Source organism: Roseibium sp. (assembly GCF_965232425.1).
Lineage (GTDB): Bacteria > Pseudomonadota > Alphaproteobacteria > Rhizobiales > Stappiaceae > Roseibium.
The window spans coordinates 3,693,702-3,710,349 of the sequence record NZ_OZ246971.1; the positions used below are offsets into that span (position 1 = coordinate 3,693,702).

The 16,648-nt window shown below is 59.8% G+C and carries 15 protein-coding genes; 7 read left to right on the forward strand and 8 right to left on the reverse strand.

What is annotated here, in order from left to right; all coding sequences use genetic code 11:
• Positions 1-145 precede the first annotated feature (145 nt).
• The 4 genes from ACO08A_RS16905 to ACO08A_RS16920 are packed head-to-tail and all read left to right on the forward strand — an operon-like array spanning position 146 to position 6,689.
• A complete protein-coding gene (locus ACO08A_RS16905; RefSeq protein ID WP_422037151.1) occupies positions 146-1,675 on the forward strand; it encodes a DUF6212 domain-containing protein in 1,530 nt (509 codons plus the stop codon).
• A gap of 4 nt (positions 1,676-1,679) precedes the next feature.
• Positions 1,680-4,481, forward strand: coding sequence for a glycosyltransferase (locus ACO08A_RS16910; protein WP_422037152.1), 2,802 nt, complete (start codon positions 1,680-1,682; stop codon positions 4,479-4,481).
• A gap of 43 nt (positions 4,482-4,524) precedes the next feature.
• Positions 4,525-5,868 carry a polysaccharide pyruvyl transferase family protein gene (locus tag ACO08A_RS16915; protein WP_422037153.1) on the forward strand — a complete coding sequence of 448 codons (1,344 nt, stop codon included), beginning with the start codon at positions 4,525-4,527 and terminating at the stop codon, positions 5,866-5,868.
• Positions 5,869-5,876: 8 nt separating this feature from the next.
• Positions 5,877-6,689, forward strand: coding sequence for a glycoside hydrolase family 16 protein (locus ACO08A_RS16920; RefSeq protein WP_422041769.1), 813 nt, complete (start codon positions 5,877-5,879; stop codon positions 6,687-6,689).
• Between the two features lie 80 nt (positions 6,690-6,769).
• Here the strand turns inward: ACO08A_RS16920 and galE are convergent, their stop codons facing one another.
• On the reverse strand, positions 6,770-7,801 hold the full coding sequence (galE, locus tag ACO08A_RS16925) for a UDP-glucose 4-epimerase GalE (protein WP_422037154.1): 1,032 nt from the start codon (positions 7,799-7,801) through the stop codon (positions 6,770-6,772).
• Positions 7,802-8,049: 248 nt separating this feature from the next.
• Complete coding sequence (locus ACO08A_RS16930) at positions 8,050-8,955, reverse strand: LysR family transcriptional regulator (RefSeq protein WP_422037155.1); 906 nt, start codon at positions 8,953-8,955, stop codon at positions 8,050-8,052.
• A gap of 95 nt (positions 8,956-9,050) precedes the next feature.
• Here ACO08A_RS16930 and ACO08A_RS16935 point away from each other — a divergent pair, with 95 nt between their 5' ends.
• On the forward strand, positions 9,051-9,917 hold the full coding sequence (locus ACO08A_RS16935) for a HalD/BesD family halogenase (RefSeq protein ID WP_422037156.1): 867 nt from the start codon (positions 9,051-9,053) through the stop codon (positions 9,915-9,917).
• A 127-nt stretch (positions 9,918-10,044) separates the two neighbouring features.
• Here ACO08A_RS16935 and ACO08A_RS16940 read toward each other — a convergent pair whose 3' ends face one another.
• The 4 genes from ACO08A_RS16940 to ACO08A_RS16955 form a co-directional block, all read right to left on the reverse strand.
• On the reverse strand, positions 10,045-10,344 hold the full coding sequence (locus tag ACO08A_RS16940) for a hypothetical protein (RefSeq protein ID WP_319383701.1): 300 nt from the start codon (positions 10,342-10,344) through the stop codon (positions 10,045-10,047).
• Positions 10,345-10,440: 96 nt separating this feature from the next.
• Complete coding sequence (locus ACO08A_RS16945; RefSeq protein ID WP_421979365.1) at positions 10,441-10,665, reverse strand: hypothetical protein; 225 nt, start codon at positions 10,663-10,665, stop codon at positions 10,441-10,443.
• 328 nt (positions 10,666-10,993) lie between these two features.
• Positions 10,994-12,208: an HlyD family secretion protein gene (locus ACO08A_RS16950; RefSeq protein WP_422037157.1), complete on the reverse strand. Its 1,215-nt coding sequence runs from the start codon at positions 12,206-12,208 to the stop codon at positions 10,994-10,996.
• A complete protein-coding gene (locus ACO08A_RS16955; RefSeq protein ID WP_422037158.1) occupies positions 12,205-12,600 on the reverse strand; it encodes a hypothetical protein in 396 nt (131 codons plus the stop codon). Before ACO08A_RS16955 ends, ACO08A_RS16950 begins: the two co-directional genes overlap by 4 nt.
• 195 nt (positions 12,601-12,795) lie before the next feature.
• Here ACO08A_RS16955 and ACO08A_RS16960 point away from each other — a divergent pair, with 195 nt between their 5' ends.
• Complete coding sequence (locus ACO08A_RS16960) at positions 12,796-13,803, forward strand: helix-turn-helix domain-containing protein (RefSeq protein ID WP_422037159.1); 1,008 nt, start codon at positions 12,796-12,798, stop codon at positions 13,801-13,803.
• Here ACO08A_RS16960 and ACO08A_RS16965 read toward each other — a convergent pair whose 3' ends face one another.
• Positions 13,804-14,565: an anti-sigma factor family protein gene (locus ACO08A_RS16965; protein WP_422037160.1), complete on the reverse strand. Its 762-nt coding sequence runs from the start codon at positions 14,563-14,565 to the stop codon at positions 13,804-13,806. It abuts the gene before it with no gap.
• Positions 14,566-14,598: 33 nt separating this feature from the next.
• Positions 14,599-15,087 (reverse strand): RNA polymerase sigma factor, encoded by a 489-nt coding sequence (locus ACO08A_RS16970; RefSeq protein ID WP_422037161.1) that lies wholly within the window; start codon positions 15,085-15,087, stop codon positions 14,599-14,601.
• 124 nt (positions 15,088-15,211) lie between these two features.
• Here ACO08A_RS16970 and ACO08A_RS16975 point away from each other — a divergent pair, with 124 nt between their 5' ends.
• Positions 15,212-16,621, forward strand: a complete 1,410-nt coding sequence (locus ACO08A_RS16975) for a S8 family serine peptidase (protein ID WP_422037162.1) — start codon at positions 15,212-15,214, stop codon at positions 16,619-16,621.
• Positions 16,622-16,648: the final 27 nt, after the last annotated feature.

Genomic DNA, 16,648 nt, shown 5'->3' on the forward strand with positions numbered 1-16,648 from the left:
TTAAATACATAAAAAAACAGTAATTTTACTATGCTGCGCCGCATTATTGTCATAAACTGACGCAAATTTCTGATACTGTACTTGGTGATCGAGTGTGGGCCTTTTTGGAAAAAACGCCCGTAATGTGTGAAATTTGGGGGCTCTAATGACAGTCGTAGCCACGCAAGAGGCATTTCCAGTTGAGAAACCGGCAATCGAGGAAAGGCTCCTCAAGGATCTGACCCTTATGGTGGTCGGCGTCGGACGGCAAGAGTTGCCAAACGCGCTTTTGGGTGCGGTGCAAACGGTCTGGTTTGAGGGCATCTCGGATGGCCAGGTCCTGTTCTCCGATCAGAACGGTGCGGTCTTCCAGGTGATCGAGGCACCGACCATGGCGTTTGCCGTTCTGGCCGAACCGGGCACCTCATCGGATGTTGACAGTCTCTTCAAATGGCTCCAGCGGCAGGGTGTCGTTCAGCTGCCCTCGGTCGTCAGCTGGAGCCGGGGCCAGGAAAATGAAGCGATTTCATCGATCCTTGCGCTGGTCACGGAGCACGTGAAATCGGCGGCCAGACGGCTCGTCCTGTCGAACCGGGAGCTGAGAACGCTCCGGAGCATGAATGACGACCTTCAGAACAGGTTCGCTGCGATTGAATCCTTCCTGAACAGGAACGGCCTGCAACCGCTCGATCTTGTCTTCAGCAACGAACCTGCCGAGAACCCGCTCAACGCCAACGTGCTTGCGAGCGCCTCCCAGGAGGGGATCAGCCAGATCCTGCCTGTGCCGAGTTCCGGGGTCAGCGGCGTCTCGGTGCACGTGGATCAGCTCGGCCTGCGCCAGGATCTCAAACTGCGGGCGCAACTGGTCACGCTTGAAGATCTGCGCATTGTCGACAGCTGGCAGATTTCTAGCGGCGATCTGGCCAGCGGCTGGAACATTTTCGGACTTTCGAAATCGACCGCCGGTCTTAACCGGACGCTGGAGTTCAGGCTTCAGATCGAAGAAGCGGACGAGGACACCCCGCGTCTTTCACTCGGCAGCCTGCAGCCGATCGAAATGTTCCAGGTGCGGGACGCGTCCAATGGCATGCCAGTTCTGAAAAACAGCCTGGCGCTGCAGGTCTGGGGCGGCATTCCCGGCGTTTCCATGCCCTCGTCAGCCAACTACATTCCCGCTCAGTCCCAGCAGCTCTCTCAGGGCGAAGGCTTCCGGGACCTGCCGATTGCGCCCGGCATCCTGGAACATGCGAGTCTTGCAAATTCCGACGAAGTCACATTCGATTTCGAGGCGATCATGCCGTTGCCTGCGGAACGGGCGATCGGCTGTCATCCGCCCGCCGAAGGCATGACGATCGGTGAACTTCCCGCAGCGTGTCCGCCCCAGATCATCCGCATGTCGGCGAAGGCCTTCATCGACAACAGCAGGGCTGCCGACATCGATTTCGCGATCGCCGTGGCTGGCAATCTCGATGCAGCGCGGGCTCTTTTCCGCGAGGAAAGGGAGCAAACGGTGGGCGAGGCCTACTCGGGCTGGAAAACCGTTTCGTTCGGCGAAAGCGCTCATTTGAGCGCCTTTGCCAGCGAACAGGTCGGTGCCTGGCAGAACGTTTATTTCGCCACACGGATGAGCGAACAAGGCAGCAATGATTTCGCATGGGCGAAATTCACGAATTTCCGCGCAGTTGTGAGCGGATAACCGGATGTTGCGTCAAACGGTAAAAGAACAGGATCATCCGAATGTGCGGTACGCACAGTTCGGTGGTTCCGAAAAACCCTCTGCGACAATCGCCATTCTCATCCCGGTCTACAAGCATTCGGTGCTGTTGACGGAGGCGGTGGACTCTGCCCTGTGCCAGGAAGCACCCTTTAACATCGCGGTGGTGATCGTCGATGACGGATGCCCCTATCCCGAGACGGCGCAGGTCGGTCAGGCCTACGCGCTGGCGCATGAGAATGTCTACTACCTGAGAAAGCCGAATGGCGGCCTGAGTTCAGCACGCAACTACGGCATCGATTTCGCGCTTCGCACCTTCAGCGACCTTGAGGCGGTCTACTTCCTGGACGCTGACAATCGCATTACCCCGACGGCCATGCGGGTCCTTCTGGACTACATGCGGGCAAACAAGGGGATAGACTGGATCTATCCGAATATCGACAAGTTCGGGATCGAATGGAACGGCAACTACACCGCCCAGTATTCCAGGCTCCTGCACGTCGTTTTCGACAATATCTGCGAAGCCGGCAGCCTGGTTTCCCGGAACATCCTGGATGCCGGCGTGCGTTTCGACGAAACCATGAAATCCGGCTTCGAGGACTGGGAGTTCTGGCTGCAGGCGATTTCGCTTGGCTTCAAGGGCGCCAATCACCCGTTTTTCGGTTTTGAATACCGCCAGCGCGCCGAAAGCATGCTTCGCGATTCCAATCGGACGCGGGAGAGTATTCTCGGATACATCAGAACCAAGCACAAAAAGCTGTTTTCCGCCGACACGCTTCTGCGCTGGGAGCACGAGGAAACACCCCGTTTCGTGTCCTTCGGGACGGATTCCTTTCTTGTCGAAATGTTCACCGACCCGGTTGTCGAGCATGACAGGCGCGGGTTCGAGGAATTCGTCAAGATGTTCTGGGCCGCACGGACCGAGCCGGAGACGTTCGGCGTTCCGCCTTTCTGGCTCTGGATGTCACCGGCACATCGCGATGCCCTGAACGGGTTCGGGCTGCTGCACAATGTCCTCTGGCTCGGAGAACGCCTGTCGCAGTCGCACAACTTCGTCGCCATCCGGTTCGAAAGCGACAAGGACAGGCTGGGCGTGGAAGTGGCAACGCTCGGGGAGGGCCGGGAACTCACGAAACGTCCACTCGGCTGGATGTGTTCGCTCGGGATCGTGCAGCAATGCGTCGAAGACAAGTCGGACGACTGGGTGCGCACCCTCAGAAAGACGCAGCCGTCTCCGAAAATTGCCGAGATAGTCGTCCGGGGTCCGTTCTCCGCCGACGATATTCAGGGAACGGCGCTGTCGGCGACGAACTCTCTCCTGGCAACGCTCGGTGCGCTGCGGGATTCCGGCTACAGGAACGGTCCGAACAAGAGGTGGATCTGGAGATCTGCCTATTTCCCGGATCGAAGCAAGTATCACGAGTTGCTGCGGCACTCGCTCGGTGCCGCGCCCCTGATGCCGCGCCTGACCACCGAGGACGGGCCGCTGCGTGTCGGCCTGCTGTTGCCGATCGCCACTTTCGGCGGCGTTGAAAAGGTCGCCTACGCAGCCGCTCACGTTCTGAAGAAAGCGGGATGCGAAGTGCATCTGTTCGTGTTCGGGCAACCGGTCTACCACCGGATACCGGACAATGACGGTCTGTTCGACAGCATCAATTTCCTGGCCGACGACTACCCGCTGTGGGGCGGTCCGAACATGTTCTCCGGACACGATATCCTGATGGGCCACGACGAGAATGCCAAGGCCCGGGAAATTATCGGTTTCCTGTCCGGCCTCGATGTTGTCGTCAACAATCAGCTGGCGCCTGCCAATGCCGTTTTCGGCGAATTGCGGCGCCGCGGCGTGAAGATCGTCAACTACATTCACGTGCTCGATTCATCGGAGATGGGGCGCGCGGCGGGGCATCCCTACCTGGCGCTTGCCTATGAGCATATCTACGACAGCGTCCTGACCTGCTCGCGCGATATGGCCGAATGGCTGCACGGGATGGGTGTGCCGAGCGCAAAGCTGCTGCACATTCCAAACGCTGCAGGCTACCCGCTTTCGAGCGAGGACGTGGCGCGGCTGACATCTGCCAGAAGCCAGGCCCATGAAGGCCCGCTCAAGGCGCTCTTCCTGGGAAGACTGGATCGTCAGAAGGGGATTGAACGCATCTATGCAGCCGCCCGTACACTGAAGAGACGCGGTGTCGCGATCGATTGGCGGATCGTCGGATCCGACGTCATGGACAGCGGCGCCGGCGGCTCGTGGAGACAGCGGTTTGCCGATGTGGGCATTCGCGTTGAACCTCCGGTCTACGACAGCCGTCTTCTCAGCAAGCTGCTCGCCTGGGCGGATGTCTTCGTTCTCCCGTCCCGCTGGGAAGGGGCTCCTCTGACCATCATCGAGGCGCAGCGTCTCGGCTGTGTTCCGATTGCCACCAATGTCGGTGCCGTATCGGAGCTGATCGATCACAAGAAGGACGGGATCCTGTTGCGGTCGACCGATGACGGCGTTGTTACGCATGACCTGACGGTTGCGCTGGAAGCCATTGCCAAGTCTCCGCAGGTCTTGAACGGGCTTTCGGCGCGCGCCGCTCAACGGGCGGCCGACCGGAACTGGGACAAGAGCCTGCAGCCATTCCTGAGGCAGCTGCACACATGGTTCCCGGAACGCTTTCAAAGCATCCGGCGCACAAAGGTCGCCTTGCCGCAGTCCGAGACGACAAGCGAGACAACAGACGTCCGGAAAGACGGTGGCGATGACGCCGCGTGGCAAAACTCAGTCCGTCAATCCTCCGCGCAATAACTGAAGGGCGCATTTGGCCCAAACACTGGAAGGTGCAGATCGCATGAAAAAGCTCTTCGTTTTAAATGGCGGCGCGGCCGTCAAGCCAGGCAATAAATCGGCATTCCTGAAAATCGATGATCCGCTTTCGGCCTTTGCGCGCGGCGGCATCAACACGGGCGACGTGCTCGTTTACGACGCCATGCTCAAGGCGCTCGCCTATGACCAGATCAAGAACCTTCAGTTCGCCCATGCCGGCGACGAGAAACTCTGGCCGAAGGAGGACTACGACGCGACCGTGATCCGGGGCTCCAACTACCTCACCGAGACGGTCGATATCGGCAATGTCGTCCCCCTGTTGAAGAAACTCAAGGGTCCGATCGTACCGATCGGCGTCGGTGCACAGGCCGCGAAATACAAGAAGCTGGAACTGCCGAAAGGCAGCGTGGAGGCCTGGAAAATCATTGCCGACAAATGCGAGACGATCGGCGTGCGCGGCGTCTACAGCGCCGAGGTCTTCAACGACATCGGCATCAAGAATATCAGGATCATCGGCTGCCCGAGTTTCTACAGGAACCTGCGTCCCTCGATCGAAATCAAACCGATCGACCCTGCCAATGCACGTGTCGGACTGACGCTCAACAGGTACCTGTCGGCGGATTATGCATCGAACGCGACCAAGACGAACCGGATGCAGCGCGCCTTGATCCAGGCCGTCGCCAAGCGGTCCGAAAACCGTCTCTACTCGCAGGGCGAGCGCGAGGAAACGCTTGCCATCTTCGAGCAGGGCGAGGCGAAGCAAAAACATATCCGCTCCATCCTGGAAAAATACAGCCTTCAGGGCGACAAGGATGTGGAGACGCTCGTCAGCGATCGCATGCAGGCCTTTTTCGACGTCGATGAATGGGCTGCCGATGCGAAGAAGAATGTCGACGTCCTCGTCGGCTTCAGGCTGCACGGTAACGTCATCGGACTGCACCAGGGCATCCCGGCGGTCTTCTTCACCTACGATTCCCGGATCCGGGAACTCTCTACGCTGTTCGCCATTCCCTCGGTTGAAGTCGAAGACTACATGCCGATCAATCTGGAGAATATTTTCGAGAAGGCAGACTTCTCGAAGGTGCAGCACGTCTACCGGCTGAACTATGCGGAGTATCACCGCTTCCTGACGGAAAACGGCCTGAACCACGTGCTTGTCCAACCTGTTGCCGCGCCGCCGAAGAAGGCGCTCGAAAAACCCAATCTGGTGCAGACGGACCAGAACCTGGGCGAAGTGACCGAGTGGTTCCAGGACGAAGTCGGCTACATGACGGGAGAGATCCAGACCTTGCGCGACAGGGCCTGGAAACTGGAACTCGCGCTTCGCGAAGTCAGGTCTCCGGAGCCCAAGGCGAAGATGGCGAGCTGATAGTGAAAATGGCCCAGGTGCGGGAGTTCCATGTTCCGGATCGCCGCCGCTTTCTGAAAGCGGTGGCGGGCGGCGTCGCGGCGCTGGCCGTTCCGGCCCTGCCAAAAGCGGCGGTAGCGTTCTCCGGCGGCCCGTTGCCCGCGCCGCTTGCGCGGGCCGAGGGCGACTGGCAACTCACGTTCGAGGATGAGTTCGATGATCCTGTTGCGTTTCAATCGACGTGGGAGTCCCTGAAACGCGGCGGTCACAAGCACCTGACCATGCGGTATCCGCGCAATGTGCTGGTCGAGGACGGCGAGCTCGACCTGGAACTCGGCCATCAGAACGATCCGAAACGTCCGTTTACCGGCGGATACATCCGGACGCGTTCCTTCCGCCAAACCTACGGCTATTTCGAATGCGAGATGCGCATTGCGAGCGAAGCGGGGGTCAACAATGCGTTCTGGATGGTGTCCGACAGGTCCAAGCAGGGCGACACGCAGTTCGAGCTCGACATAGCCGAGGTCAAGTACCCGAACATCGTTCAGGTGTCTGCGCGGCGCTGGAAACCGGAAAAAATCGTTCTGGCGGCAACCTACCGCACGGAGGCGCAGCTGGATCAGTCATTCCATCGCTATGCGATGCTCTGGACCGAGGACGAATTCCGTTTCTTCGTCGATGACATCGATGTCTTCGACGTTGAAAACAGGTTTGCCCACACGCCTGCCATGCTGCTGTTCAGCAACGCCGTGGCTCCGTTTGCCGGCAAGAACGACGGTGATGTCGAAGGTGCCGCGACGACGATCCGGAACGTGCGCGTCTATCGGGATTTCGCTGCATAACTTGGCTTAAAAAGCATTCGAAGACAGGATGCTGCAGCGAAGTTTTCAACTGCGCTGCGTGCAATTGCAATGTCCGTCTTTCAGCTTGCGGGTGTCTCGTATCCGCGCGGGTTCTTGCAGACCCAATTCCACGTGTCGCGGCACATGGCGTCGAGATCGCGTTCCGCCTTCCAGTCGAGCACCTTTTCAGCCAGCTCCGTGTTGGCGTAGCACTCGGCAACATCGCCATCGCGGCGGGGGGCGAAGGTGTAACGGATTTCCTTGTTCGAGGCGCGCTCGAACGCGCGCACCATCTCCAGCACGCTGTAGCCGTTGCCGGTGCCTAGGTTGACGGCAAAACAGTTCGACGGCGCGTCTCCGGAAGCCAGGACCTCATGCGCGCGCAGATGTCCCTCGACAAGGTCGGTCACGTGGATGTAGTCGCGCACGCCCGTGCCATCGCGCGTGTCGTAGTCGTTACCGAACACGGACAGCTGCTCGCGTCGGCCGTCCGCGACCTGGGTGATGAACGGCATGAGATTGTTCGGAATACCAAGCGGGTTTTCACCGATCTGGCCGCTGAGATGTGCACCGACCGGATTGAAATAGCGCAGGATACCGAAACGCCAGGCCGGATCGCTCGCGGCAACGTCTCTCAGCATTTCCTCGATCATGAGCTTGGTTCGGCCATACGGGTTGACGGCGCTTGTGGGGTGATCCTCCGTCAAGGGCAGAAACTGCGGCTCGCCATAGACCGTCGCGGATGAGGAGAAAATCAGCTGCTTTACACCGGCATTCGCCATCGCCGAAAGCAACCGGTGGGTACCGACCACATTGTTTTCGTAATACGCCAGCGGCATCTTGGTGGATTCGCCAACCGCCTTCAGACCGGCAAAGTGAACCACGGCGTTGCACTTGTGTTTTTCAAGTATTTCTTCAAGTTTAGCCTGGTTGCGAATGTCGGCAATCTCACAGGGGACCTCGCGGCCCGTGATCGCTTCGATCCGCTGCAGGCTGACATCGCTGGCATTCGACAAATTATCAACAACGACAATGTCGTAACCGGCCTCAAGAAACGCGACGCAGCAGTGCGAACCAATGTAGCCGGCGCCGCCGGTGATGAGTACTGTCATATGACCCCCGTATCGTCACTGAATCAGTTATATACCCTAAAACTGATGAAGGTTTTTTAAAATCGATCCTTTGTCTAAAATGTGACGATTAAATATTTAAATGCTTCAATTTTATACTTAATTTCATCGTTTTAATCTGTGTGTTTGATTGCCGCAGTTCGACATGGTCGTTCCGTTCGCTGTTTCGGAGACCAGGCCGCTTTGCCCGCGAAAAATCATGGCGCAACCGCGGCACCAAGAGCGGAGCATCACTCCTTTACGGCCCTGTCGGCACCGGTGGTGAACGCATTGCTGATCGCTGCGACCGCCTCCTGAGGTGTTGACCGCGCGTGGATGACATACCAGTCGAAGCGGATCTGGTCCGCGCCGAATTCGGCGACATCAAGCCGTGCCGCAAAGGCGGAATTCTCGACGCAGACGTTAGGCAGAATGGACGCGCCCATGCCCTGCGATACCATCTGGCAAATCAATTCGGTGGATTCGATCTTGACTGCTTTGCCGGGAAAGGACTTGCCGCGTTCGAAAAACAGATCGTATTCCCAGCCCGGTTCCGGCCTCAGACCGTAGGTCAGAAAGGTCTTTCCGGAAAAGTGCAGGGGCGTGACCGTTTCGCCCATGCGCGGGCCTTCGCCTTTCGGGAAGACGGCAACAAGCCTGTCCCGCGCAACCAGCGTGCGCGGGAGGTCGGGCAGCGTGGGCATATCGGGTAGAAAGGCGAGATCGGCGTTTCCACCCGCAACGGCCTCAACCACCTGGTCGTTCGGCATCTTTTCCAGCTGCACCGAGATGCCCGGTAGGGCCTGCTGGCACATGTGGATCAGGCGGACCGTGAGATATGCCGGATCGAAGTGGCTCAAGACGAGGGTCAGCTGACGGGCATTCCGCTTGCCCTGCCAGATTGCATCGCTTTCAGCCTGGCGCAGCACGGGCAGGGTTGCGCGCCCTGCCGTCGCGACCGTCCGTCCGGCTTCCGTCAGTTCCAGACTGCGTCCGTTCTTGCGCGCCAGCGTCACGCCAAGGCGCCTTTCCGCCTCGCGCAGCCTCTGTGTCGCCGCAGACTGGGTGATCCCCAGGGAGGCCGCTGCCGAGGACAGAGTTTCCCGATCCTTGAGTGCGCAGAGGAGGGACCAGTGGGCGATATCCAATAATTGCATAAGCAACTCTAATGCATTTGACTTGAAAACCCATTTTACGTGCCGGTTTTCCGCTGTCATTCATTTTCAGGTCTGATTTTTGAAGGGAGGCGCATATGAAGCATGACGATGACACGGCAGCGCTTGGCGCACTGGCCTGCGTCGACCTGGACGCCTGGCCAATTCATGAACCCGGCGCGGCAGAGTACGCGCTCAAGGTCGCCCGCGTACGCAAGGATCTCAAGGCGGTCGGATGTGCGCGGATCGAAGGTTTCATCCGTGAAGCGTACCGTCAGACCCTTGCTGCAGAGGTGAACGGTGTTGCCCCGAGCGCCCATTTTTCGACGTCTTCGATCAATCCCTATTTCACGCCGGACGATCCCGCTCTGCCTGAGAGCCATCCGCGGCGGCGTTATTCGGAAAACACCAACGGCTTCGTCGCCATGGACCGGTTTCCGGCAAACGGCCTGAGCCTGTCGCTCTACAGAAGTCCGGATTTCCAGCGGTTCATCGCCGACTGCCTGGAAGAAGAGACACTGTTCACTTTCGACGACCCGCTTGCCGGCGTCGTTGTCAATGTCATGAAGGAGGGCCAGCAGCTGGCCTGGCACTACGACACCAACGAATTCATCGTCAGTCTGCTGACGCGGAAACCGCATGAGGGAGGGGCGTTTGAGTATGTGCCTGACCTTCGGCAGCCAGGCGACGAGTGTTACGACGACGTCGAACAGGTGCTGGACGGCCGGTCGGACCGTGTGCGCAGATTGTCGCTCGAACTGGGCGACCTTCAGATTTTCAAGGGCCGGTTTTCCCTGCACCGCGTGGTGAAGGGGAAAGGCGAACGCCATACCGTGATTTTCGGGTATGCAAAGGAACCTGGTTTCATCGGCCGGGTCGAGCGGACCCGGAAGGTCCACAATCGCGTCACGCAGGCGCATATTGATGCAGAGAAGCATGCGCGCAATGACGGGCTCGCGGATTGACGCCGGTGCCCGTTTCGCCCGTGCCCACAACGGCGCCGAGTGAGGGGATTTAGCGCCTTAAAACGACTGCTGCCGGAAACGGTTTCCCGGTTCCGGCAGATCAGTCGAGCGATTGTTTCGCTAGGCGCTACGGGTTGACGACGACATAGACTGTCGTTCCGTCCTGGGTGACAGCCTGGTAGTAGACACCGCCGCAATTGTAGTAAGCGTTGTAGGGTGTGCAGCCGGAGATGTTGTGGCGACGGTTCACCCTACGGGATGTTCTGCGGGCCGTCCGGCGTGCAGCGTTCTGGGACGCGGTCTGTGCGCTTGCTTCCCCAACCTTGAACGAGAGGGAACCGGTGGATTGCGGGGTGGGAAGATCCACATTTCCGACATAGCCGATGGAGAAGGCTGCAGCGGCGAGTGTGAGTGCCTTGGCATTCATTTCGATTTTCCTTTGATCGTGGTGCCGCGCCTTCGTCTCTTTTCGGGCAGCGGCGGATTTATGTCTGGTTTCGTGTTGCTTTGGTGAGGTTCGGGCTCAGTTGTTTTCGTAGGCGTTTTCCGCTGCCTCATGACGGCGGTTCACGCGTCTGGACGTGCGGCGCGAAGTCCTGCGGGCAGCGTTCTGCGACGCGGTCTGTGCGTTGGCTTCGCTCATCTGAAGCGTGAGCGGTCCGCCCGTGGCGAAAGAGTTCACGTTGACTTCGCTGACGTAACCGATCGAGAAGGCGATCGCTGCGAGGGTGAGTGCTTTCAGTTTCATATTCCTGCTCCTTGGCTGTTCAACCGCCCCCCAAAAGGGCAGTTCGTTTGTTGACAAGCCGAATATGGTTGAAGGAACAGGGCGCTTCTTTAGGCGTCTGGCCACGTGTTTATTCGTTCTGGCCAAAGTGCATTCCGTCGCAAAAAAATGCCGGCACCTCGCGCGGGTGCAGAATGTAAGTGAGACGAAAAAGTTAATTTTTTCAGATGTTTGACGTGTACCCATGACGCGCGGTTTGCCTGAAGACGTGATGCCGGCAGTGCAAACGAACAAAGGCTCCCGGCAGACACCGGGAGCCTTTGTTCGTTTGTGAGGCGGTTGGCGGGGATCAGTGACCGGAGCCGGCGAGACCGATACCGGATGCCAGGCCGAGCCAGGCCCTGATGCGCAAACCGACTGCCTTGATAATGCCAAGGGCCTCGATCACGTGCGCCGTCACGGTGCCTTCGAGCGGGCCCTCCAGGTGCGTGGTGTAGGTCTGGACGAGACAGCCGCTGCCCGGGACAAGAAGGTCCTGGTGTTCCGGGTGGACGAGATCGAGATGCGCCACGATCTGTCCGCGCTTGACGCGTTCGGCCGGTTCCATCAGTCGGTTGGTCGGCGCCATCTGGCCGGACGCGATCGGTTCCTGGATCCGAGTGATGCGGGCGGGCAGAACCGTGTTGGTCATGGCGATATTGAAGTTGCTTTCGCAGGCGATTTCCGCGGCCATGCCTTCGTAGAGTTCGGTGCGGGACACCTGCGAGAAACCGGCAACGATCCGTCCTTTTTCCTTCGGTGTGCGGTCCGGGACGATCATCATCGCCGGGCTGATGGCAGCCTGCGCCGCCCGGGCCCCGACGCTCAGGGTCAGCTGTTCGACGGTTCCGTCGACAAAGCTGTGCACGCGGGTCTTTGCCAGTTCCACTTCGGCCTGCTTCAGGGACGCCCTTGCGCTTTCCAGCTGTGCCGGCAGGATGTTGTTGGCCTGGATTTTCGCCGTGGCCAGTTTGCTTTCGGCTGCATCGACTTCAGCCCTGCGGGTGTCGCGTTGCGATGTCGCCCGCTCCATCTGGCTGTGCTGATAAGCTGCGGATCCCCGTGCCTTGAGTTCGAGGTGATCTGCGAGGGTCAATTCGGCCTGCTTGAGCGCGGATTGTGCCGCGGCAAGCGAGGCTTCTGCGGTCTCAACGTCCATGTGCGCTGCCACGATTGCAGCTTCCACTTCCTCGACCTGTCGGCGGCCGACTTCCACTTTTGCGCGTTCCGAGCTGTTTTCGATTGAAAAGAGCGCGTCTCCGACCTTTACGTGATCACCACCTTTCACGAAGACCTCGGTAACCGTGCCGCCTGCCTCGGCGACCACCGGAACCATGCGGTAGGGAACCAGGCCGGTATAGGATTTGGGGTAGTAGTAGAAGACCGCAAAGAAGACGATCAGGGCCAGGACGAACCACAGGAACAGGGCCCGGTGGACGTTGTAGAGCGTGACGGGCATGCCGCGCCAGCGAAGATACATGACCCGCAAAACGAACGGGAATGAGGTGACAAGGATCTCGATCATTTCGCGGTCTCCTGTTCCACCGCTTGCAACTCTTCGGGACGCCACCACAGCATGAAGTCCCGGGCGATCGCAGTCATGATGAGGGCTGCGGGAAGCAGGATGCTGAAATGGCTGAGCGCCGGCATGATTTCGTAGGCGAGGGCGACCGTCAGCATCGTCGGGATGGTCGTGCGCAGCGGTGTGCCCTTGGCGCGATGCTCCGCGTAGTGATCGAACTGCGAATAAAGGTGTATCAGCAGAAAGATTGCGAGCAGGAAGACCACAAGTCCCACCCAGGTGTAGGTGTCGGTTTCTCCCGGCGGCACCCACCATCTGGGTTCACCACCGGCGGCAGCGGCCGATGTTGTCATTGCGCCGAGAGCAAGAAGCGCCGGCAATGCGAGCTTTTTCACGATATGTGTCCTTTGCTTTTTCGGTAAAAAGCCACCCCCCCAAGGGCAGCATGTTCCGTTCACGAGGTTCAGATGGTGAAAAGTCGTGGGCCGATCTTTTGAGCTCTGGCCACGTGTTTCCTTTTTCTGGACAATCGGGCAGCATCGATTGGCTGGCGAGGCCGCAAGGACAAGAGAGAAGGGTGTTCCGGTAACATGCCGAAACTAAGCGCATACCGGCTCAAGCATGTGGCCCGGGTCTATTCGCAAGAGCCAGGAGAGCCGAGGCCATTCGAGGATCTGCTGACCGATCTCGGTGTCGATCCCGCGATTCTGACCGACCCGGACGCTCGCGTGGAACTTTCAGCGGAGGCGGCGGTCGTGACCCTGGCATGCGATGCCCTGGGCGATCAGACCTTTGCCGCACGGGCCGGCCTTGCAACACCGGGAGCCAAAACGCTGCTTGCCTATCTGGCGAATGCGAGCGCGACGGTCGGACAGGTGCTCGAATTCGCTCAAAAATACTATGCGCTGGAAGACCCGCATCTGACCTTCAAGCTGGTCAACGCGAACGCGGGGCCGATCGTCGCGCTCGAAACGGCAGTGCTTTCCGGGCATCAGGCGCCGCGTCACCGCGAGCTTCTGGTCTTCGGCATGTACAAGAGGATCACGCAAATCGCCGGTCCGGAGTTCGGGCCCTTGACGATCTATCTGGACAGCAATGACGCGGCCCATTGCGGCAAGCTTGCGGATCATGTCGACTGCGCGGTCATTCACGGCCAGTCCTTCAGCGGTGTGCAGCTGCCCGAAGGCGGTCTGCAATATCCCATTCCGACCTTCGATTCCGCCCTGCTCGATCACCTGCGCGCCCACGGGGATGCGCGGCTGGAACAGATGCCGAAGGAAAATGCCAGCCTTTCGGAAAAGGTCGTCGCGCTTGTGCGCCAGCAGCTGCCCGGACACCTGCCGAGCGGAGACGAGGTTGCCGAGCAACTGTTCATGACGCGGCGGACGCTCACACGCCGCCTCGGCGCGGAGGGAACCAGCTACAAGGCGCTGGCCGAAGCCGCAAGATGCGAGCTTGCCAAGAGCCTCCTGAAGGGTCAGAGCAACATCGCGCAGGTGGCTTTCCTGCTCGATTTCTCAGACCAGGCGGCGTTCTCGGTGGCGTTCAAACGCTGGACCGGAACAACGCCTGCACAGTTCAAACGCGCCAGCATGTGATCAGTCCAGATCCGCGAGCCAGCGTGTTTCTTCCTGCAGTTCGAGCGGATCGCCGAAGCCGGATGTGCCGAGCCAGGTTTCAAGTGCATCCAGCGACGAGGCCGGGGCAAAGGTGCCGGATTGATCGTGACTGGCCGCGATCGCGATCTTTGGGCTCCAGGTGCCGTTCACCCGGCAGGCGACCGAAACGATCGACGGACCGTTGACCGCCTCGTAGTCGAACTCCCGGCAAAGCGTCTTGTCGGCGTCGATGAACGAAGCGATGACGTTCAGCGTCGCGCCGGAGGCGAGCACCGCACTGCTGCCGGATGCCGCGGCGGAGAGGGTAACGGCGATTTCCGGGTCGGCCAGGGCCGCCATGCCGAACGGCGGTTTGGTTTCCTGCATGCCGAACGGTCCGAGACCCACTCCGGCGGCAACGCCGATTGCAAGCGTGATGGACGCCGCAAGCGCGGTTGGCCAATGGCTCACCCAATTCCTGCGTGTGAGAGGGACCACATTGTCGTCGCGCGGAGCGGCCTGTCGTCCGATGTCCTTTTCCAGGATTTCGGAAACTTTTTGCGCGAGGGCATCGGGTACCGGTGGCAGGTCCGCAGCCGCAGTCTTGAGCTGGCGCGCGGTTTCCGTAAACAGCCGGATTTTCTCCCGTATGGCCGGGTCCGCCTGGGCTGCCAGTTCGACTTTGCGCGCCTCTGCTTCCGGCAACTGGCCGTCCGCGTAGGCCATGATGATTTCATCGGTCATCTTCATTTCATCCATCATTTATCTCGTCCTGTGCGGAAAACGTTCTGAGGCTCAATTTATTCCGGTCATTGCCGCAATCGCCGCGCGTGCGCGTGACAGCCGGCTCATGATGGTGCCCTTCGGAATGCCCAATATGTCAGCCGCCTCGGCGTAACTCAGCTCCTCGAAGCAGACAAGCACGACCACTTCCCGCTGTTCGAGCGGCAGTTGGTCGACCGCCTTGAGCACATTTGCGACCATCAGCCTCGTGTCACCCGGATGACTGTCTTTGCCGCCGAGGTCGGGCGCGTCGTGAATATCCAGTTCCTGTCCGCGCACCTTCTGTTTCCGGGTCATGTCGATCCAGGCGTTCTTGAGGATGCGAAACAGCCAGGATTCGATACGCGATGACGGGTCGAAGCTTTTCCTTGCCACAAGCGCCCGCTCGACCGTGATCTGAACAAGGTCGTCGGCAATATGTGCGGAGCGGCAGAGCGAAAGCGCAAATCGTCTCAAGTTGGGCAATTTCTCGGTCAGGGCAGTATGAAAACAATCCGGCATTCGACAACCTTTTCGGAAATCAGGCGCCCGATGGAATTTTCAGACGGCTGAAACGTAATTGAAACGAATACGATTGACGCACCGGATTATTCCCGAAAAAAGTGCGTACCTGAAAGGACCCGACATGATCCGCCTGATCGCCCTTGGTTTCGCCCTGTTTCTTGTTCTGCCTTCGACCGTTCATTGGTCGCCGGACGGCTCGCACCCCATGGCCGCCTATGCCGACGACGAGGATAGCGACAACGACAGCGACGACGACAGCGATGATGACGACAATGACAGCGATCCGGGAGGCGGACAAGGTGGCGGCCAGGGCACGCAAGGCCGGTCCGGGTCGACGGGTGCCGGTTCGACGGGGGCCGGTGCAGGGCGTCTCTTTGCGCCGCTCAGGCGATTGTTCGGCGAAAGGGAGCGGCAGCCGCGTGCGCCGCGAAGCGCGGCCGCGCCACCTGTCCTTTTCGTCGCCGGCGAAATCATCGTGCTCAATCTCAACGCAACGGATCTTCAAAGCCTCCTTGACGCCGGTTATACGGTGCTGGAACAGCGTTCGGCTGCCGGCGGGCAGACCTACTACCGCCTGGCTGTGCCGGACGGTCTTGCGCTTCCGGACGCGCGCGATGCCGTGCGGGCGCTGCCGTCGGGCGGGAACACCGACTTCAATCACTACTACCGTCCCGAACGTGGCGAAACCGACTGTAAGGGGGAAACCTGCCCTGCCTACGAGCTTGTAGGCTGGCCCGGCATTTCCTCGCAAACCGGTCCCGCCTGCCCGGATGTCGGCAGCATCGGCATCATCGATACCGGCATCAACGACAAGCATCCGGTTTTCAGCGGATCGGACGTGATCGTCCTGCGCCTGGCGGACGAAGCGCTTCCGGCCTCGAAGGCGAGCCACGGTACTGCGGTTGCGGCATTGCTTGTCGGCCAGCCCGAGACGCGTGTGCGCGGGCTTCTGCCACAAGCCCGTCTGGTTGCGGTCGATGCCTTCCACCGGGCCGGCCGCGATGAGCGTGCCGATGCGTTCACGCTCGTCGAAGCGCTTTATGCGCTCGCCGACGAGGGCGTGACGGTGATCAATCTCAGTCTTGCAGGGCCGCCAAACAGCGTGGTCAGGGCAGCGATCCAAGATCTTTCCGAAAACAAGCGAATTGCATTTGCCGCAGCCGCCGGCAATGGCGGTCCTGCCGCGGATCCGGTTTATCCGGCCGCGTATGACGAGGTCCTGGCGGTAACGGCCGTGGACCGAAACAAACGGGTCTACAGGCGGGCCAATCGCGGCGACTACATTGACCTGGCCGCACCGGGCGTCAACATCTGGACCGCAGCTTCGATAAAGGGCGCAAAGTGGCGGACTGGGACCTCCTTTGCCGTTCCTTTCGTGTCGGCAGCTGCCGCGATCGTACGGGCGAAACACCCCGGCAAAACGCCGGCAGAGATCTATGACCTGTTGCGGAACGCCGCGTTTGACCTGGGAGATCCGGGCCACGACCCGGTCTACGGTCATGGTTTGCTGCAGGCGGATGGTTTGTGCTGAGATTTCCATCAGCGGGGCGCGCCGGCC